16 protein-coding genes are annotated in these 20,905 nt (G+C 36.1%); 4 read left to right on the top strand and 12 right to left on the bottom strand.

Going from position 1 to position 20,905, the window contains the following annotated elements:
- Positions 1-79: 79 nt before the first annotated feature.
- The 7 genes from rpoC to HN643_02485 all read right to left on the bottom strand — a co-directional run bounded on the left by rpoC (position 80) and on the right by HN643_02485 (position 10,921).
- Entirely contained in the window at positions 80-3,997 is a 3,918-nt protein-coding gene (gene rpoC, locus HN643_02515; GenBank protein ID MBT7500517.1) for a DNA-directed RNA polymerase subunit beta', read from the bottom strand.
- An 87-nt stretch (positions 3,998-4,084) separates the two neighbouring features.
- On the bottom strand, positions 4,085-7,429 hold the full coding sequence (locus HN643_02510; GenBank protein ID MBT7500516.1) for a DNA-directed RNA polymerase subunit beta: 3,345 nt from the start codon (positions 7,427-7,429) through the stop codon (positions 4,085-4,087).
- Positions 7,430-7,720: 291 nt separating this feature from the next.
- A complete protein-coding gene (locus tag HN643_02505; GenBank protein MBT7500515.1) occupies positions 7,721-8,062 on the bottom strand; it encodes a hypothetical protein in 342 nt (113 codons plus the stop codon).
- 33 nt (positions 8,063-8,095) lie between these two features.
- A complete protein-coding gene (locus HN643_02500) occupies positions 8,096-9,400 on the bottom strand; it encodes a UDP-N-acetylmuramoyl-L-alanyl-D-glutamate--2,6-diaminopimelate ligase (GenBank protein MBT7500514.1) in 1,305 nt (434 codons plus the stop codon).
- A 96-nt stretch (positions 9,401-9,496) separates the two neighbouring features.
- Complete coding sequence (locus tag HN643_02495; protein MBT7500513.1) at positions 9,497-9,718, bottom strand: hypothetical protein; 222 nt, start codon at positions 9,716-9,718, stop codon at positions 9,497-9,499.
- 13 nt (positions 9,719-9,731) lie between these two features.
- Positions 9,732-10,244 (bottom strand): hypothetical protein, encoded by a 513-nt coding sequence (locus HN643_02490; GenBank protein MBT7500512.1) that lies wholly within the window; start codon positions 10,242-10,244, stop codon positions 9,732-9,734.
- 176 nt (positions 10,245-10,420) lie between these two features.
- Positions 10,421-10,921 carry a hypothetical protein gene (locus tag HN643_02485; protein ID MBT7500511.1) on the bottom strand — a complete coding sequence of 167 codons (501 nt, stop codon included), beginning with the start codon at positions 10,919-10,921 and terminating at the stop codon, positions 10,421-10,423.
- Positions 10,922-11,189: 268 nt separating this feature from the next.
- On the opposite strand from HN643_02485, the gene HN643_02480 reads away from it, so the two are divergent.
- Together HN643_02480 and HN643_02475 are read left to right on the top strand one after the other, a co-directional pair.
- The gene (locus HN643_02480; GenBank protein MBT7500510.1) at positions 11,190-11,525 is read left to right on the top strand and encodes a ribosome-binding factor A; all 336 of its coding nucleotides are present in this window, start codon (positions 11,190-11,192) and stop codon (positions 11,523-11,525) included.
- Positions 11,526-11,532: 7 nt separating this feature from the next.
- On the top strand, positions 11,533-12,483 hold the full coding sequence (locus tag HN643_02475) for a hypothetical protein (GenBank protein MBT7500509.1): 951 nt from the start codon (positions 11,533-11,535) through the stop codon (positions 12,481-12,483).
- A 74-nt stretch (positions 12,484-12,557) separates the two neighbouring features.
- Here the strand turns inward: HN643_02475 and gyrA are convergent, their stop codons facing one another.
- The 3 genes from gyrA to HN643_02460 all read right to left on the bottom strand — a co-directional run bounded on the left by gyrA (position 12,558) and on the right by HN643_02460 (position 16,214).
- Entirely contained in the window at positions 12,558-15,071 is a 2,514-nt protein-coding gene (gene gyrA, locus HN643_02470; GenBank protein ID MBT7500508.1) for a DNA gyrase subunit A, read from the bottom strand.
- A gap of 74 nt (positions 15,072-15,145) precedes the next feature.
- Positions 15,146-15,469 carry a hypothetical protein gene (locus HN643_02465; GenBank protein ID MBT7500507.1) on the bottom strand — a complete coding sequence of 108 codons (324 nt, stop codon included), beginning with the start codon at positions 15,467-15,469 and terminating at the stop codon, positions 15,146-15,148.
- Between the two features lie 85 nt (positions 15,470-15,554).
- On the bottom strand, positions 15,555-16,214 hold the full coding sequence (locus tag HN643_02460) for an MBL fold metallo-hydrolase (protein MBT7500506.1): 660 nt from the start codon (positions 16,212-16,214) through the stop codon (positions 15,555-15,557).
- Between the two features lie 337 nt (positions 16,215-16,551).
- Here HN643_02460 and HN643_02455 point away from each other — a divergent pair, with 337 nt between their 5' ends.
- On the top strand, positions 16,552-17,925 hold the full coding sequence (locus tag HN643_02455) for a S1 RNA-binding domain-containing protein (GenBank protein MBT7500505.1): 1,374 nt from the start codon (positions 16,552-16,554) through the stop codon (positions 17,923-17,925).
- Positions 17,926-17,988: 63 nt separating this feature from the next.
- Here HN643_02455 and HN643_02450 read toward each other — a convergent pair whose 3' ends face one another.
- Positions 17,989-18,459, bottom strand: a complete 471-nt coding sequence (locus HN643_02450) for a hypothetical protein (protein ID MBT7500504.1) — start codon at positions 18,457-18,459, stop codon at positions 17,989-17,991.
- Between the two features lie 423 nt (positions 18,460-18,882).
- Between HN643_02450 and rny the strand changes: the two genes are divergently transcribed.
- Positions 18,883-20,400 carry a ribonuclease Y gene (gene rny, locus HN643_02445; GenBank protein MBT7500503.1) on the top strand — a complete coding sequence of 506 codons (1,518 nt, stop codon included), beginning with the start codon at positions 18,883-18,885 and terminating at the stop codon, positions 20,398-20,400.
- A gap of 175 nt (positions 20,401-20,575) precedes the next feature.
- Here rny and HN643_02440 read toward each other — a convergent pair whose 3' ends face one another.
- Positions 20,576-20,836: a hypothetical protein gene (locus tag HN643_02440; protein ID MBT7500502.1), complete on the bottom strand. Its 261-nt coding sequence runs from the start codon at positions 20,834-20,836 to the stop codon at positions 20,576-20,578.
- Positions 20,837-20,905: the final 69 nt, after the last annotated feature.

The following is a 20,905-nucleotide window of genomic DNA, read 5'->3' as shown; positions in this document are numbered from 1 at the left end:
TAACTCATAACATTTATCACATAGCAACAACGTAATTGCCAATGCCTGGTATGTGATTATGTTACGCTCTACATTATTATCATTTCTTTACTTCTTTTTTCTCTGTATCTTTATGATAATGTTTAAACCCTGTACCAGCTGGAATCAATCGACCAATAATAACATTTTCTTTTAGACCCTCTAGATGATCAATTCTACCAGTGACTGCAGCATTGATTAAAACTTTGGCAGTTTCCTGAAAAGAAGCAGCTGACAAAAAGCTACTAGTAGATAGAGAAATCTTGGAAATTCCTAGGAAAATCTCATCTGCTGTTGCTGGTTTCTCACCTTTTTTCAAAGCTTCATTAGCTTTAACAAAACTTGCTTTTTCCGAAATCTCACCTTCTAATAGATCAGTATCACCGGAATCAGTTATATAAACACGAGAAAACATCTGTCGACAAATTAATTCCACATGTTTATCATTTAACTTTTGACCCTGAGAAGAATAAATATACTGAATTTCCTTAATAATATAATCTTGCACAGCATTACGTCCACTAATTTTATATAACTGCGCTAATTCCAAACTCCCCTCAGTCAACTGAGCTCCCTTTTCAATCAAATCACCATCTTTTACCCAGACGACTGTTCCTGGTGGAATGATATATTCTTTTTCACTATCAATCTCAGTCACAATTCTCAAAACACCTTCTTCAATCTTGGCTGTGCCGTGGCGCTTGGACTTTATCTTTTTCTTCTTATCATCAATATACAAGGTTTCCTTTTCATTAACCAAGGCACCTTCTTTTACCTTGATTGTGAAGCCTTCTTTTATTTTGTAAACATCTTCTTCTTTTTCGTCATAACGAATTTTCAAAATTCTTTGACCAAATGATGTCTTAGCAATAATTTCACCTTTTGGACCCATTATAGTTCTAGCCTGTTCCTCAATTGAAACCAAACCACCAACTTCAGCGATTAAAGCTTTTTTCTTTGGCGGACGAGACTCAAAAATTTCTTCTACTCGAGGTAACCCCTGAGTAATATCATCACCACCAGCTACACCACCAGTATGGAAGGTTCTCATTGTTAGCTGAGTTCCAGGCTCACCAATACTCTGCGCTGCAATAATACCTACAGCAGTTCCCAATTCAACTGGCTGATTATAAGCAAGGTCATAGCCGTAGCATTTTCGACAAGCACCTTTATCAAATCGGCAAGTAAGCATTGAACGAATTTTCGCAGATTCAAATTGAATTTTTTCTAATTTTCTAGCAATCTCGTGAGTAATCAATTCGCCTGCTTTAACTGCAACTCGGCCAGTCTTTTCATTTCTAATTGGGTCAATAAGATATCGACCAGTAATTCGCTCTATGAAATTCAAATTCATTTTATCACTATTTTCACGAGTAATAACTCGACCAACATCATCACCACAATCATCTTTCAGTACAACTACGTCTTGAGCTACATCAACTAAACGCCTGGTTAAATATCCAGCATTAGCAGTTCGAAGAGCAGTATCAGACAAACCTTTTCGAGTACCATGAGTTGAAATATAATATTCTAAAGCTGTAAATCCTTCCTTAAAATTCGCCTTAACTGGCAATTCAATAATTTGTCCAGCTGGATTAGTTACTAGCCCTTTCATTCCGAGCATCTGAGTTAACTGTCCCCAAGAACCACGAGCACCTGAACTAATCATAGTGAAAACCGGACCTCCGTCTGGTAAAACATTTTGACTTTGTGCAGTAACCTCGTCTTTGATCTTGGTCCAAGTCTCAATAATCTTGCTATAACGTTCATCATTAGTCAAAAGACCCTCTTCATACTGAACTTGAACTTCTTCAACGGACTTAAGACCTTTTTGAACTAATTCTCCTTTGCCTTTAACCTCAGGTAAATCACCCATTCCCCATGAATAGCCAGACTTAGTTAATTGCTTGAAACCAAAATCTTTAATTGCATCCAAAACTTCAGCTGTTTCATCAAATCCATAAAACTCTAAACACAATTGAACAATAGCAGCCATCTTCTTTTTATCAATCACTTCATTGTAAAATGGAATTTTATCAGGCAGTAAATTATTGAACAAAACTCGACCCAAACATGTTTCAAACGTTTCTTCCTTTATCTTCTTTCCTAATTCATTTTTATTTACCTGTATTTTAATTGGTTGTTTCAATGTAATCTTGCGAAGATCATAGGCGATCTTGGCTTCTTCTACAGTGGAAAACATTTTAATTGGCCCATCTTCCTTAGTCATGTAAGTCACATGAAAAGCGCCCCAAACCATATCCATAGTTGGAGTGGTAATTGAATTACCTGTTGCCGGTTTGAGCAAATTCTTACTTGACAACATACGTTCACGAGCCTCAGTTTTTGCTTCTTCCGTTAAAGGTACATGTACTGCCATTTGATCACCATCAAAGTCAGCATTAAAAGCTGAACATACTAATGGATGCAATTGAATAGCCCTTCCCTCAATTAAAACTGGCTGAAAAGCTTGAATTCCTAAACGATGCAAGGTTGGAGCACGATTTAATAAGACATGAGCATCTTTAATGATATTTTCTAAAATATCCCAAACTTCTGCTCGGTCAGCTTCAATAAAACGATTAGCGCTTCGAATATTATGTACGTATTCTCGTTTAATCAATTCACTAATAACAAAAGGTTTAAATAATTCCAAAGCCATCTTCTTTGGCAAGCCACATTGATGTAATCTTAAATCAGGACCAATAACAATTACACTACGCCCAGAATAATCAATACGCTTACCAAGTAAATTTTGTCTAAACCGACCTCTTTTACCTTTTAAATAATCAGCAATCGATTTCAATTTTCTTTTTTGACCAGTTGAAGCAGTTGTTGTTTTACTTTGTCTCGCAGAATTATCAATTAGAGCATCAACAGCTTCTTGTAGCATTCGTTTTTCATTTCTAATAATAACTTCTGGGGCATTCAATTCTTTCAAACGACGTAAACGATTATTTCTAGAAATTACTCGTCTATATAAATCATTTAAATCTGAGGTTGCATAACGACCACCGTCAAGTGGTACCATCGGCCTTAGATCTGGAGGGATAACGGGTATAACCGTCAAAATCATTTGTTCTGGCTTGATTTTATTACGAAGTAAACTCTTAAGCAACTTAGCCCTGTTAATCAATTTCTTTTTTCCTGCACTTTTATCTGTGCTCAACTCAGAATCTAATTCAGTAACCAACTTTTTCAAATCAACTCTTTCCAAAAGCTTGCGAATAGCTTCAGCTCCAATCGCAGCCTCAAACACATGTCCATATTTTAATGACAAATCATGATACTCAATTTCAGAAATAATTTTCAATGGTTTTAATTCTTTTAATTCCTTTTCTGCATCACTAAAATCTTCTTGTAGTTCCTCTAACAAAACTTGATTTTCTTCCGTTGATTGTTTAATTGCTTGTTTTTTGTCAGCACTCTTCATTTCATCATTAGCTTTGATCAATTCAACTTTTTGATTTAACTGAGCAGCATAAGATTTTTGCTTTGAGATGAATTCCTTTTTTACCTTTTCAACCTCTTCTTTTCTTAGATTTTCTTCAACATCAGTGACAATAAAATTGGCAAAATAAATAACTTTTTCTAATCTTTGTATCGACAAATCTAAAATTAGACCAATCTTTGAGGGGATTCCTCTTAAAAACCAAATATGCGAAACTGGCACTGCCAAATCAATATGGCCCATTCGCTGACGTCTCACAACTGCACGAGTCACTTCAACACCACATTTATCACAAACAATTCCCTTATATCGAATTTTTTTATATTTACCACAATAACATTCCCAATCCTTACTCGGACCAAAAATTTTCTCGCAAAACAAACCATCTTTTTCTGGCTTCTGAGTACGATAGTTAATAGTTTCTGGCCGAACAACTTCGCCGTGTGACCATTCATGAATATCACTTGGTGAGGCCAACTTAAGACGGATTGCATCAAAGTCATTTATCTTTAAGCTTTCTAAACCCATATTTTATAATCATGTATCATATATCATGTATCATGTATCACCACTAAAATTGATGTTACATGTCACATGTTACATGTTATATGTATATTATTTTTTAGTTTTTTTATCCTCAAAGTCTTTTTCGTCAACTTTAATCCTTTTTCCATCTTTCAACAGTTCAACATCTAAGCATAAACCTTTCAGTTCACGAACCAATACATTGAAAGACTCTGGGACATTTAATCTTTTTATAGGCTCTCCCTTAATAATCGACTCATACGCTTTTGCACGACCCAAAACATCATCCGATTTGATCGTTAAAATCTCTTGCAAGGTGTGGGCACAACCATAACCTTCCAACGCCCAAACTTCCATTTCTCCAAAACGTTGACCACCAAATTGAGCTTTACCACCAAGAGGCTGTTGGGTAATCAATGAGTAAGGACCAATTGACCGCTGATGGATCTTGTCCTCAACCATATGATTAAGTTTTATAATATAGTTATAACCAACAGTTACTTTATTTTCGAATTGTTCTCCCGTCTGACCATTATATAAAGTCAATTGTCCATCTTCAGGAAATCCTGCTTTGACCAATTCTTCTTTTATCTGATCTTCATGAATACCATTCAAAACTGGAGTAGCAGCTTTATAGCCAAGTTTATCTGCAGCTAGTCCTAAATGTGTCTCTAGAATTTGCCCCAAGTTCATACGTGACGCAATTCCAAGTGGAGTCAAAATAACATCTACCGGTGTACCATCTTCCATGAAAGGTAGGTCTTCAAGCGGCACAATCTTTGATATAACACCTTTATTACCATGTCGACCAGCCAATTTATCACCTACTTGAATCTTTCTCAAATTAGCAATTGTAATCTGAATTGACTTTATTATACCTGGTGATAATTTATCACCATTTTCTTGAGAGAAAATTTTAATATCTACAACCTTACCATGTTCACCATGTTCTAACCGTAATGAAGTGTCACGCACATCTCTAGCCTTTTCACCAAAGATAGCTTTTAATAATTTTTCTTCTGCTGAAAGTTCAGTTTCTCCCTTAGGTGTAATTTTTCCTACTAAAATATCACCGGACTTAACAGTTGCTCCAATCCGGACAACACCTTCAGCGTCAAGATTTTTTAATTTTTCTTCACTAATATTTGGGATGTCAGCAGTGACCATTTCTGAACCTAGTTTAGTATCACGGACATCAATTGTATAATTTTCAATATGTACTGAAGAAAAACGATCATCACGTACCATGTTCTCTGAAACAATGATCGCATCCTCATAGTTATAGCCACCCCATGCCATATAAGCAACTAGTGCATTCTGCCCAAGTGCTAATTCTCCATTCTGAATAGCTGGACCATCCGCCAAAACTTGGCCCTTTTTTACTTTATCTCCAACATCACAAATCGGTCGTTGATTTATACTTGTTGAGGCATTGGAACATACAAATTTATTCAAGTTGTATACTTTTACTTCGCCTTTCTTAGTTAACATCTCAACCTTATCTCCCTGAACTGCAGTTACCTCACCATCAGCTTCGGCCAAAACCACATGACCAGAATCACGAGCAGCAACACTCTCCATACCTGTACCGACAATAGGTGATTGAGGTTTAACACAAGGAACCGCTTGACGTTGCATGTTTGATCCCATCAATGCACGTACAGCATCATCATGTTCTAAAAAGGGAATTAAAGAAGTAGCTACGCTCACAATCTGATTAGAAGACACATCCATGTAATCAATATTATACGTATAATCAATTGTTGGCTTCCCAAAATGCCGAGTGTCAAGTTTCTCATTCTCAAATCTACCATTTTTATCGACGGCAGAAGTAAATGAAGTAGTAATTGTTTTTTCTTCTTTTAATGCATTTAAATATTCAACTTTATCAGTTAATCGAGTTTCAACATTATCTCTTATTTCATTGGTTGGGATTGAACTTTGCTCCAAAGACAAACCAGTTACATCCTGCCCCTTTTTGAATAAAACATCACCAGTCTTTGGATCTTTTAAGTCTTTAGTTACCTTATGTTTAACTTTTAAATATGGGGTTTCAATAAAACCATAATTATTAACACGGGCATGTGAAGCTAAATGACCAACTAACCCAATATTTGGACCTTCTGGCGTTTCAATTGGACAAATTCTACCATAATGAGTGGTATGCACATCACGAACTTCAAATCCAGCACGTTCACGAGATAAACCACCTGGTCCCATAGCAGAGATTCGACGCTTATGTTCCAATTCAGCCAAAGGATTAGTTTGGTCCATGAACTGAGACAACTGAGAAGACATAAAAAACTCTCGAACTACTCCAATAACAGGCCGAGCATTAATCAACTTTGAAGATGTCAAAGTTGTAGGATCCATTGTACTCATTCTATCCTTAACAATTCTTTCCATTCGAGCAAGACCAACTCTAAACTTGTTCTGAATCAATTCGCCAATAGCTCGAATTCTTCTATTTCCTAAATGATCGATATCATCAGCTGGATCCTGGGTAATATTTAATCTAACAATTTCTTTAATAACATTTACTACGTCCTCAATTTTAAGGAATCGGTGTTCTTCAGTTAAAGGATATTCTGTATTAAATCTTTGGTTTAATTTGTATCTTCCTACATTAGCAAAATCATATCTGTCAAAATTGAAAAACATCGCAAAAATAAGTGACTTAGCATTTTCAGCTGTTGCCATATCACCTGGACGAATTCTTTTATAAACTTCAATTAAACCTTCATCCTGAGTTTTTGATGCATCCTTGGCAAGAGTTGCCTCAATATATTTAATATCTGGATGAGTTTCTACGTCCTTGAATAAACTAAGAATCTCAGCATCTGTATCAACACCAAAAGCACGTAATAATGAAGTGGCAGCAACTTTTCTTTTACGATCAATCTTTACCCAAACTACATTATTAGCATCAGTTTCAAACTCCAACCATGCTCCACGATTTGGGATGATCTTAGCTCCATAAAAAACTCGGTTTTTCTCACGAACAAAATTTGAAGTAAAAAACACACCAGCAGAACGGATAATCTGAGAAACAACCACTCTTTCAATTCCATTTACAATGAAAGTTCCTCTATCTGTCATTAGAGGGAAGTCACCTAAAAATATTTCTTGTGCATCCTTTTTCTTGGTCTTTGTATTATGCAAAGAAACCTTAACTCTAAGTGGTGCCTCATAAGTAACATTTTTTTCCTTGCAGGTTACTTCATCAAACTTTGGCTCATCTAGATAATAGTCATCAAATGATAATTGCAGGCCTTTATCTGAAATATCAATGATCGGTGAAAGCTCATGCAACAGTTCACGTAGACCTTGTTGCATAAACCAATCGTAGGAATTTTTTTGAATTTCAATCAAATCCGGTAAGTCGAATTTGTAAAAGTCAGAAAAGTACTTTCTTGGTTCAATATTTTTAGACATAAAAAACACTCCCCCTCCCGGGACGGAACGGGGATTATTGTTATTAATTTATCAAATTGTGGAAATCTAAGCCCTCTAGCATGTAGTTTAGTGAAAACCTAAAGTCCCCGACTCTCCAATCGCAAGACTAAGTCTTCCTGAGGGTTAATGAAGATTAGTTATAAATAGACTATCAAATTATCATGTACCTGTCAATAGAACATTTTTGTGGATAACATTTTGTGTAAAATTAAATAAAAAAAGCCTCTGTTTTAACAGAAGCCTTTGTGATAGATTTTGGAATGATTCATGTTACGGTCTTGGTACATTTTCACCCATTACATATTCAACCCACACCTTCAGAGAAATCCCTGTCCAGTTTTTCCTATCATCCACTTGTTGTGGAGCAAACTCACTTGGAAAAATTCGACAGAACCTAGCAAGACTTGCCACTTTCTCAAAATTTTCATTACAATTAGATCCACAATCTTCCCAATCTGGCTTCCTCCCTGTAATTTTCAAAGTACAAACACGCCCATTTTGCAAACAACAGCAATCACCATGCTTAACCACCAACCTACCGCCACTACGGGCAAAACCAAAAAATGGACAAGCGTATCTAGGCTTAATAAGTGTAGGGTCTAACTCAATCATTCTATCCTCTTTTCAATGAACCTATAGTAAGATTCAATTTGAATGCAATATTTTACGTATCACGGCACGATCATCCCACTCCACATATTTCCCACCTGCAACTGCCATACGCTGTTCAGAACCTTTACCGGTCACTAAAACCAGATCATTTTCTTTTGCCATAGAAAGAGCTTTTTCAATCGCTTGTTTGCGATCTAATATTTTAAATAAATCTTTATCTATAATTTTTCCTGCTTCAATAGAACCAACTGCAACATCGTTAATAATCTGCATTGGATCATCATCATAAGGATCTTCGTTTGTAATAATTACGATGTCAGCTTTTTCCCCAGCCATCTTTCCAAGAATCGGTCGACGCGCTTTATCTCGACCACCCCCACAAGATCCTAACACGTGAATAACACGATTGTCATGCTGAGCTTGCCGAAGTACGTCAATCGTTATATAAAGCTTCCCCATTGAAGCAGGCTCTGGGGCATAATCAACTATCACTGAAAAGTTTTGTCCCTCGTCAATTGATTCCATTCGACCAGGAACAACCTGAACAGACTCTAATCCCTGTTTTATTTTTTCTAACTTAATACCTTCTTGCTGAGCAATAGCAATAGCTGGCAGAGCGTTTTCAACATTAAAAGCGCCAATTAATTTTAGATTGATTTGAACATCCTTAACTTGAAACGAAGTTCCACTGGTAGTAACCTGAATATTTTCAGCAACCAAGTCAGCATTTTTATTTTTTATTGAAAAACCAAATTTTTTGTCTGCCTTAAATTTCATAAAAAATTCTGCGTGCTTATCATCAAGGTTTACAATTGATATTTTTTTCTTTTTTTCTTTTTTTCTTTTTTTGCGTGTCAAATGTTCAAAAAGCTCGCCCTTAGCTCGCCTATAATTCTCAAATCCACCATGCGACTCTAAATGTTCCGGAGTTAAATTTGTGAATATCGCATAATCAAAATTAATCCCTAAATGTCGGGACTGTTTAATTCCCTCAGACGAAACTTCAATCACTGCATACTGACAGCCAGCTTTAACCATTTCATGTAAAAGACTTTGTAACTTGAACCGACCCAGCATGGTCATTTTTTTATCATTCAACCATTCCTTATCCGCAATTTTGAAACCTACAGTTGAGGTTGCACCAACTTTAAAACCACCAATTTCTAACACTTTGGAAATTAAAGCTACAGTAGTCGACTTGCCATTCGTTCCAGTTACGCCAATCACAGTCATCTTATTACTTGGATAACCATAAACTAAAGCTGACAACAGGGCCAGACCTTTGTGATACCAACTTAATAGGTTTTTAGGAATAAATTTTTTAATTAAAGATTTCATATCCTAAACATACACTTAATTTAATAATTTTTCAATCTTTTTAAAAGAAAAGAGCTGACTTCGTATGAGAAGTCAGCTCTTTGGTTGAGATAAAAACTAATCTACCGATAGGTTATCCAGCTTGAGCCCTGTTACAAAGGCAGCAACTCCCAGAATCGACATCCCGAGAAAGAATGCTACCTTGCCCAGAATTACCTTGGTGGCAAACAGGGCTACAAACGCCTGCACTGCACCACTGGCAGTTGCCAGGCAACCCACCATAATCAAGAACAAAGCCAAAAGCGAAACCGCGGCTGCACAAAATGAATCAAGAATCATAACCTTCTCCTTTCTATTTCTTTTCTTCGGTTTGACACTTACCTTCAGCGTCGCATTGCACAACCGTGTCAATGGACAAAGAATAAAGCTTGCTGCCATCCTTAAGTTCTTTGACTAACTTGAAAGGATAGTAGGCGGTGCGAGAACCAGGTAGTAAAACTACAGCCATTGCTTTCTGCTCCTGAGGCTTGACTACAATCCAGTCCAACTCAGGAATCGGCTGCAGATAAATTACTATCTGCTCTCCTTCTGGCGTAAGTTCGGGCATGACTCGACGGCCATACACATTCTTACGAGAAACCTCTTGCTCGCAGGTTGCCCCATTCTCCTTTCTAATTGTCTTGGTTTGTTTTTCAACCTTGACTTGGAGAACGGTCAGCGCAGGAATCGGCTTGGAGTAATCAACCATGAGCATTAATTGCTCTTCAGTGTTGATCTGCTCATCTTCAAACTTCTCCCAGGCCATTGCCTGAGCGTTAAACAAAACTGCTATCACTACAATTACCAAAAATGAGACACGACGCATCTTGCGCCTCCGGTGTGAAAGAACCAACCAACTTGGGGGTAAGCCAAGCTGGAGCCACGTAACAAAGACACTATAGCACATTTTTTATATTTTGTCAATAAACCTTGCCAGACATTGGCTAAATTTACAAAAAAAAAGAGTCAACCAAATATGATTTGATTAACTCTTAGGTTTACTTATTCACTCTTCATCAATGAAGAACATTTTTCTGCGTTGCCTTCGCAATCAACAATCCTGCTTGTGTCGATGTCATACAACGCGCCAAGAAGGTGAGGCAGATAGTAAGGTCTCAACTTGGTAGCGAAGCTCAAACTTGCTCCAGCACTCAGATCATCCTGCACAATCACTCGCTTGTCCTTTGGACAAACCACAACCCGACTGAAAGGCACAAAACCTGAATCCTCATAGACCAGACAGCCCAGTTCATTCGTCCTGTTAGGAACCATGAATCTGGCATGACTGAAAACTTCAGCCAATGTCATTTCCACATTGTAATACATGAACACAACCTGAAGTTCATGCTCATACTGTGGCTGGGCGTTTTCCCAGGCCACGGCAATCACCGGAACAGCATCCTTCAGTTTTTCATTTCGATCCTTGGCCTGCGAACTCGTTGTTCCAGCCAGTAGTACTACCAGAGACAGAAGACCAACCAGAACTACTCTCAGTCTACTCATGCTTTCCTCCTTGCTGAGTAACTAAAATGAACCAAAACACCATTCACCAGAGTATAACACTATAACTCGACCATGTCAAGATACCCCATCTTATAGAATGACAGGATTGACAAATCTGCTATAATAGAATAAGCTTAACTCTTAATGAACGATAAGTTCTAAAACCTAATATATAAACCCTAAACAAACTCAAATTATTAAAATTTAAAAATTTGTAATTAAAAATTGTTTAGAATTTAAAGTTTAGGAGTTAGGATTTAAAAATATTATGGACAGAATGCTACAAGTTAATGCAATGTTACAAAAAGCTCTAGGCGAAATAATTTCGCAAAAAATAGAGACCCCTTTTGATTTATTAATAACTGTATCACTGGTCAAGTGTGGCTCTGATCTAAAAACTGCTTCTGCTTTTGTGAGTATCCTTCCTTTTGATAAATCAAAAGAAGGTTTAGCATTTTTAATTAACCATAGACACGAAATCCGCGGCTTACTAGGCAAACATATTCATTTAAAATTCACACCCACACTTACTTTCAAAATTGATGACCGAGAACAATTTACTGATGATATGTACAGCAAGCTTGATGAAATTAGTGAAAAGTAATTCAATTATGCTCGATTCAGATAAAATATTTTCCCTAATCAAAGAATGTAAAAATATTCTCATTTTGTCACACCGCGGACCCGATGCAGACACTTTAGGCTCAGCAGGTGCTTTGGCATTTTACATTAATTCTCTACCAGACAAAAAAGTTACCATTGGAAACATAGATCCAGTTCCTACAAACCTGGATTTTTTTGACATAAACCAATTTTATACAAATTCAGAGGAATTAAACTTCTTCAACTATGATTTAATAATTACTGTGGATTGCGGAGACACTACTCAAACTGGTGTTGCTGAAAAATTTTTACAAGTCCGAGGAAAGATCACTACAATTAATATTGATCATCACCAAACAAATCCTTATTACGCTGACATTAATGTTGTTCAACCGGCTGGCGCTACCACGGAGTTGATTTATCGTTTCCTCAAAAAACATCACATTCCAATTACAAAAGAAATTGGGACCTTACTCCTGACTGGGATTATAACTGATACAACTTACTTTACTAATGCTGGAACCACCAAAGAATCAATGTCTATCGCCTCTGAACTTTTGCGAAACAAAGCTAACATAAAAAAGATTATTCAGAACACCTGGAGAAATAATTCACCTGAAGCATTAAAACTTTGGGGTAAAATTCTATCTCAATTACATTTCAACGAAAAACACAAGATTGTTACTGCCGTTATCACCAAACAAGACGCCATTCTGCCAGAAGTATTTGAAGGCATGGCAAACTTCCTAACAACTTTATACGAAGCAAACATAATTTTAGTAATGAGAGAAAGCGATGACAACATTATTAAATGTAGTCTACGCACCACAAAAGACCACATTGACGTGTCCAGATTAGCACAAAAATTCGGCGGTGGCGGACATGCAAAAGCAGCTGGCTTTTCTATCACCGGCAAGTTGGAAAAGATTGAAGCCGGCTGGTCAGTAGTAAAAATATAAAATCAGGATAAATATATAAAAAAATCAGGCGACTCAAAAGCGCCTGATTTTTATTTGAACTATATTACAAATTATTATCCTCGATCTTTCACGTCAGTTACAATTTTTGAAAATGTAACTACCTTATCCTTGGATTCTTTAAAGCGCATCAATCGAACTCCCTGAGTATCACGCCCAAGTTCGCTGATCGTCTTGAAAGGCATTCTTATTACTTGACCTTTACTAGAAATGACCATAATATCATTATCTTTATTTTGCTCAGAATCAATAATCATCCCTTTCACAACTTTTCCGGTTTTGCTGGAAACCTTCAAGGTTCTGATACCACCACCACCACGATTTTGGACTTTGTAGTTTGATAGGTTTGAACGCTTACCAAAGCCGTTTTCTGCTAAGGTCAAAACTTGCAAAACTTTTTCTTTGTCCGGTTCAATCATTCCGACACCTACTAATTGATCATCGGCTTTCAGTCTAATACCACGCACACCTGCCGCAGTACGCCCCATGCTTCGTACGTCTTTTTCCGCAAACCTGATTGCTTGACCACGAGCAGAAATTAACATCATTTGCTTTTTTCCATTAGTTGGTTTAACCCAACGTAAACGGTCCCCAGGCTTTAGACGAATAGCAATCAAGCCAGAACGACGGACATTAGCAAAATCTTCAATCGCAGTTTTCTTAATCGTTCCCTTCTCAGTAACCATGAATAAAAACTTAGCATCGGTCTGATCTTTTATTGGTAATATTTCTGTTACTTTTTCATCAGGTCCGAGCTGAAGGAAATTGACCAAGGCCTGTCCCTTTGAGGTTCTTGAACCAATTGGCAAATCATAAGCTTTTAGCTGAAACACTCTGCCCATTGAAGTGAAAAACAACAAATCGTTATGTGTCAAAGTAGTAAATAATAAATCAACAACATCTTCCTCCTTGGTTGTTAGACCGATAACCCCTTTACCTCCTCGATGTTGAGTTTTGAAAGTCTCTAGTGGCATTCGTTTAATATATCCATCCGTTGTGACCATTACCAAGGCTGGCTCATTCGGGACCAAGTCTTCCTGAGAAAACTCACCTACTGCCGACTTAATGATCTTAGTCTTTCGTTCATCACCATATTTTTCTTTAATTTCAGTTAACTCATCTTTAATTACACCCAAAATACCTTTTTTAGAAGATAGTAATTTTTTTAATGCGGCAATAATTTTTTTCTTTTCTTTTAATTCGTTTTCTATTTTTAAACGCTCCAAATTCGCCAAGTTCTGTAATCGCATTTCCAAAATAGCAACTGCTTGAATATCAGTAAATTTAAATTGCTTAATTAAATTTTGCTTTGCTAATTCCTTGTCTTTTGATTTTCTAATGATTTTTATCACTGCATCGATCTTATCAATGGCCTTGCTTAAACCTTCCAAAATATGTGCACGATCTTCTGCTTTTTTTAATTCATATTTTGTTCGCCGAACAACAACTTCCTGACGATGAATAAGATAATAATTAAGAATATCAAACAAGTTCATAACCTTTGGCTGATAATCACCCGTCAAAGCCAACATATTAACATCGAAATTTGATTGCAGTTGGGTTAATTTAAATAACCGATTCAAAACTTTTTTAGGGAAAGCATCTCGCTTAAGCTCAACCACAATTCGTACACCATCCTTATTAGACTCATCTCTCACATCCCTAATACCTTCTAATCTTTTTGTTTTTACAAACTCTGCAATCTTTTCCAATAGACTGGCTTTGTTTAATTGATATGGAATTTCCGAAATAATTATTTTGAATTGACCGGCCTTGCTTTCAACAATCTCAGTTTTACCACGCATAACAATCTTACCTTTTCCCGTAGTGTAAGCTCTTTTTATTTCAGTTTGATCATAAATAATACCGCCAGTTGGGAAATCTGGGCCTTTGACATGCTCCATTAAATCTTCTGAATTACAATCGGGATTATCAATCATATGACACACCGCATCACAAACTTCCATCAGGTTATGGGGAGGTATCTTGGTTGCCATACCAACTGCAATACCCACACCACCATTCAAAAGTAAATGTGGCAACTTGGCTGGCAAAACACTGGGCTCTTTGTGGGATCCGTCATAGTTGGGATTAAAATCAACAGTATCTTTTTCTAAATCAAATAATAATTCTTCAGAAATGCCTCTTAATTTTGCTTCGGTATAACGCATCGCCGCTGGCCTATCACCATCCATTGAACCAAAGTTTCCCTGACCATTAACCAACATGTAGCGCATGTTAAAGTCCTGAGCCATCCTAGCCATTGAATCATAAACAGCTTGATCACCATGCGGATGATATTTACCTAAAACCTCACCGACTACCGTAGCCGATTTACGAAATTTAGAACTAGAACGAAGTCCAACGCTCCACATAGCATACAGAATTCGACGATGAACAGGCTTTAGCCCATCTCGGACATCTGGCAACGCTCGAGAAACTATAACACTCATAGCATAATCAATGTATGAACTTTGCATTTCATCAATTATAGAAATATCCTGAACTGCTGCCTTGATTGGAGCCTGCTCTTCGTTGGGCTTTTTTTCAGTTTGTTTTTTCTTTGGCATAAATTATTAAAAATAAAAAATATATAAACATTTACATCCGTAGCACGCTAAGGACTTGTTGATAATTACTTTGATTATTCTGTTTCTGTTATCACCTCATCTTCTTTTATTTTCTTATCGCCTGAGACTTCCAACTCTTTTTCTTTTGCTGCCTCTTTTTCAAGCACCTCCTCAAGAAGACTTCCTTGTTCTTCCATTATTTTCTTCACACCATCAAACATCTCCCCCATCTCCTGAGTTGCTTTTTCAACTGTTACATCTTGATTGACCATTTCCTCATTAATCTTGGTAAAATTGTACTTCATCACAAAAATCCAACCAGTAAAAATTATTACGGCAGAAATAATAACGCAAATCCAAAGGGTTAAATATCTTGTGTCTGGTTCATGACCCTCCATATGTTTAATTGATTACTGACCATACTGATTTACTGATTAGTTCATATCTTCACATCAGTATATCAATATTCTTCAGTACTCATTTTTATGATTTTTCTAAAATAATTAATTTAACATCATCGACCGGTAAGTCTTTTTTCGCTATCTTTAATTTACTTACCGTCTCCGCTTTATTGCCCATTTCTTTTTTAAAATTATCCAAGCCATCAAGGTCAATTTCCAATCCTGGAATTTTATAATGCATAGGGATAACAATACGCGGCTCAATCTGACGTACAATTTCTGCTGCCTCCTTTGCATTTACTGTATATTTGCCACCGATGGGAATTAACAAAACGTCTACATCGTCAATCTTTTCTAATTGAAGATTAGATAAAACTGTCCCAATATCTCCCAAATGTAAAACTTTAATTCCACCTACATCAAATTTAAACATTACTGACTTACCCAACTCTTTACCTTGTTTTTTGTCGTGATAAGAACCTATGCCAAACACAAACACATCAGCAACTTCATATTCACCTGGGCGATCAATAACTACAAGACCTTTGTCTTCTACAGGAGTAACCCCAGCAACATTACTATGACCATCATGATAATGACTTACAGTAACAATTTCTGCCCTTACTTTTGGTAAACGCAAACCGGTACTCTTATCAAAAGGATCTGTTAATATTGTAATTTGCTGACCCTTGATTTTTCCCTCTATTTTGAAACAAGAGTGCCCTAACCATGTTATATTCATAATGTTATATGTTGTAAATTATATTTAAGCACACTAATCTATGTCACATTAATCTAATTTAAAACTAACGATACATTAAGTGTATCTTATTTAATAAAATATTATGTACCTACATTTTAGCAAAATTAAATGAACTTGTAAACCGATAATCCCTCCTTTTTATACACCTTCTTTCAACGCCTTGACATAAATCTATATTTACGGTAAACTAATCAAAGAACTTGTACAAATCTTTAAATTTTAATCTAATTCATAACCCTTGGAAAACTAAATTTTTTATAATCTCCACCAAAGGTGGAATTTTTTATATCAAATTATAGGAACGAGACCATCTAAAATGGCTAAAAAACAAATCAAAGTAGACCTTAATTCACCAATGAACAAATTGATTGAGGATGATAAAAACGTACAATCACTACCTCAAGTTGGTGATACTGTTAAAGGTCTAGTAATCGCTGGCTCAAAAAAAGAAGTTTTACTTGACATTAATGGAGTCATGACTGGTATTATTAGAGGAAAAGAACTTTACAATGAATCAGACGAATTTGGTAATCTAAAAGTAGGAGACACAACAGAAGCAACAGTAATGGAACTTGAAAATGAACAAGGATTGCTAGAATTATCTTTCCGCTTTGCAGGTCACCTAAAAACCTGGTCCGTACTGGAAGAATACAAATCTAGCGGAGAAACAATCCCAGCTAAAGTTACTGACGCAAACAAAGGTGGGCTACTAATTACCGTAAATAGGGTTCCAGGATTTTTACCTGTTTCTCAACTTAGTCCAGAATTTTATCCCCGTGTTCAAGGTGGTGATAAAAATAAAATTCTCGAAAAATTAAAAAGCTATATCGGCCAAGAATTCAAAGTAAAAGTATTAGATATTGATCCTGATAATGAAAAATTAATTGCCTCAGAAAAGGCTGCTTGGGAAGAAAACCAAAAAGACACCTTAAGTCAATACAAGCCAGGAGACCTAGTTGATGGTAAAATCACAGCGGTAACTGACTTTGGTGTTTTTGTTGAATTTGGTCAAAACCTAGAAGGCTTAATTCATATTTCTGAATTAGCTTGGCAAAGAATTGACAACCCATCTGATTTATTCAAGGTTGGTGACAGCGTTAAAGCTGAAATCATAAAAGTTGAAGGCTCAAAGATTTTCCTATCTAGCAAAAAACTACAAAGAGATCCTTGGGACAACATTAACGAAAAATATGCCGTTGGTGATGTGGTCGAAGGTGAGATTATCAAATCAACACCTTTTGGTTTATTTGTTAAACTGGATAAAGATATTCACGGACTTGCTCATATCTCTGAATTATCCAATAAAAAAATTACGAACACTGAAGATTTTGCCAAGACCGGTAGCACTATGAGTTTCAAAATCGTTTCAATTGAACCAAATGAACATAGACTTGGTTTAAGTATCAAATCTATGGATGACAAGGATGATAAATCAGAAGATAAAAAAGCAAAAGAAGATAAAGCAGAAGTTGTTGAAGATTCAAAAGAAGAATCTAAAGTTGAAGAAGTTACTGAATCAAAAGAAGAATCTAAAGTCGAAGAAGTTACTGAATCAAAAGAAGAACCTAAAGTCGAAGAAGTTACTGAATCAAAAGAAGAACCTAAAGTCGAAGAAGTTACTGAAGCAAAAGAAGAACCTAAGGTTGAAGAAGATCCAAAAGATACTTCAAAAAAAGAAAAAACTGAATAAATTCTATATTAAAAGACTCTCCGATGTTTCATCGGAGAGTCTTTGGTTTGTAACGTCCAAATCCTATATGATATTTGGGTCCCGCCTAACTAACTTAAATTCACGATATACTATCAGACGAATTACATTTTCAGGAACATGAAAAAAGGATAATTCAGCACAATGGCTTCTATAATTATATGATTTTACTCCACTCATATTATCAAGGGTAATGTCTTCAAACATATCATTACTCATCGGACAGCCAAGTGAATTCTCTAAATAGGCCATAACAAATCGAAATTTATCATCAACCCTAAGTACTAAATATCCTCTCACCCCATAACTAGGGTAAAGTCGAAAAATATCACTTCCATTGTCATCCAAAATTGCATGTACTTTTTTTGCTATTTCAGGAATTTGAAAAACTGCCTCGACAACATTACAAGCTTCTTCATAAAAAGCTTTTAGAATCTCAAGACGACTTCGTAAACAATAAACATCTTGAACTTCATTATAAACCCTTTGACATACCTCTGTAAGTTGTTCTGACATAGCACTCCTCATTGTTGAAAAAACTAAATACAAATTCACTTTTTAGCCAATACTATAGAATAAGCCATAAAAAACAAAATGTCAACAACTAAATTAAGCCTCTTTTTACACATTGACAAACCTTGAAATCCTTGCTATAATGTATGTACAATTAAGAAATAATAAATTGATTGCTATCTCTTGAAAAAGCGCATTTGGTTGAACAAGATTAAACTTACTTTCTTTCTTCGTTGTCCTAATTTTAGGACAATTAGAAATATAAAAACATGAATTTAATTACTTCTTCAAAAACTGGACTTTTGCTAAAAAAGCCCCGAAAAACGGACTTCTAGTTTTGTGTTTCTATAAGGGCCTGCTGTCGGACAAGTATTCAACAACAGACCCTCTTGCCAAATGTTTCTTCAGGAGTAGCAGTTATACAATATGCTATATCCTATTTTGATTGGAGCAGGTGTAATCCTAGGTATCTTAGCTGGATATTTTGTCAGAAAAAAAATGGCTCAAGTAGAAGCAGATTCCCTAGAATCCAAAATGCAAAACATGATTAGTGAGGCCAAGACTCAAGAAAAAGAAATTTTGCTAAAAGCAAAAGACCAAGCCTTGTCAGTCATAGATGAAGCGAAAAAAGAAGAAACCAGTCGTCGATCTGAAATAAGGGAGTTGCAAAAAAGATTGGAAAAACGTGAGTCTCTATTTGATCAAAAACTATTAAATCTAGAATCTAAGCAAACAAAACTTCAAGAACGTGCGACAAAATTAGAAAACATTAAAGCTCAAATTCAGGAAATTAAAAAAGAACAACTTGCTAAATTAGAAAAAATTGCTGGCTTGAACAAAGAACAAGCAAGGGAAGTTCTTCTGAACAACGTTGAAAGCGACATGGCCGAAAATTTAGTAAGCCGAATCAAAAAACTAGAAGATGAAAACTCAACTGAACTGGAAAAATTAGCCAAAGAAAGTTTAGCTTTGGTTATTCAACGTTGTTCTATTTCTCATGCGGTTGAATCAACTACCTCTATTGTTGATTTACCATCTGACGAAATGAAAGGACGAATTATTGGTCGCGAAGGTCGCAACATTCGTGCCATAGAACAAGCTACCGGAGTAGAAATCATTGTTGACGACACACCACAAGCAATAACAGTTTCAGCCTTTAGCCCAATTCGAAGACAAGTAGCAAAGAAGGCTTTAGAAAAATTAATTTTGGATGGAAGAATTCATCCAGCCCGAATTGAAGAAGCTATTGAAGAATCAAAAAAAGAAATTGCTCTTGAAATTAAAAAAGCTGGAGAAGAGGCCTGTTATGAAGTTGGTGTCGCTGGCCTAGATCCAAAATTAGTACAAATTGTTGGACGCTTGAAATACAGAACTAGTTACGGTCAAAATGTTTTACAACATTCAATTGAAGTTTCTCATTTGTCAGCATTACTAGCTGAACGTTTAGGCGCCAATGTAACAATAGCCAAGAAGGCTGGGTTTTTACATGATATTGGAAAAGCAGTTGATCACGAAATCCAGGGAACTCATCCTGAAATAGGTCGTGATATCGGTAAAAAGTTTAAGCTTTCAGATGAAATAATTGCTCCAATTCTAACTCACCACGACGATAAACCACCAACCTTAGAAGCAGTCATTGTTAAAGTTGCTGATGCTATTTCTGGTGCTCGTCCAGGCGCACGTAAAGATACTTATGAAAGATACCTTCAACGACTGGAAGAACTTGAAGGCATTGCCAAACGACATGATGGAGTAGATAAGGTTTATGCTATTCAGGCAGGTCGTGAAGTTCGTGTATTCGTAGAACCAGATAAAATAAATGACCTTGCGGCAGAAAAGCTTGCTCAAAAAGTTGCTAAAGAAATTGAAGAAGAACTTAAATACCCTGGTGAGATTAGAGTTACCATTATTCGTGAAAGTCGGATTACTGAATACGCAAGGTAATGTTTACTGATTTTTACTGATATACTGATAAACTAAATCTCCAAATACTAAATTATAGCAACCAAATAAAAACTCCCCGCTTCTGTCATGCTGAACTTGTTTCAGTATCTAGAAGTGGGGAGTTTTGTTTAAATTAAAAAAGCACTCCGAACGTAGTCGAGGAGTGCTTTTGGTTTTATGTTACAACTCTTGTCTTGCGAACAAGTTTCACTGTTCCATCTTCTAAGGTTTCTTGCTGTTCTTCCAGAACTTCAACAACACTTTTTATTTCACTATCTCGCGGATCAAAATGAAAACCGCTAAACACATTTTGAGCGTGAATCAAAACATCATGATCTGAAACTGGGCCTCTCATAGAAAATCGACATTCTGTTTTATCAACAGCAGCGGCCATATTGTCCCAGACTAAACCGATTTCCATAATATAGGTTTTCATGAGTATCTCCTTATTGAAAGAGCAACCTTTATTTAATCTTAATTAAAAAGCGGCAAAACGTCAAGATAT

The organism is Candidatus Falkowbacteria bacterium (assembly GCA_018674305.1).
In the GTDB taxonomy this organism is placed as follows: domain Bacteria; phylum Patescibacteriota; class Patescibacteriia; order UBA11705; family JABHMO01; genus JABMRF01.
The sequence above is the reverse complement of the archived record's forward strand: the minus strand, read 5'-3'. Positions and strand labels throughout refer to the sequence as shown.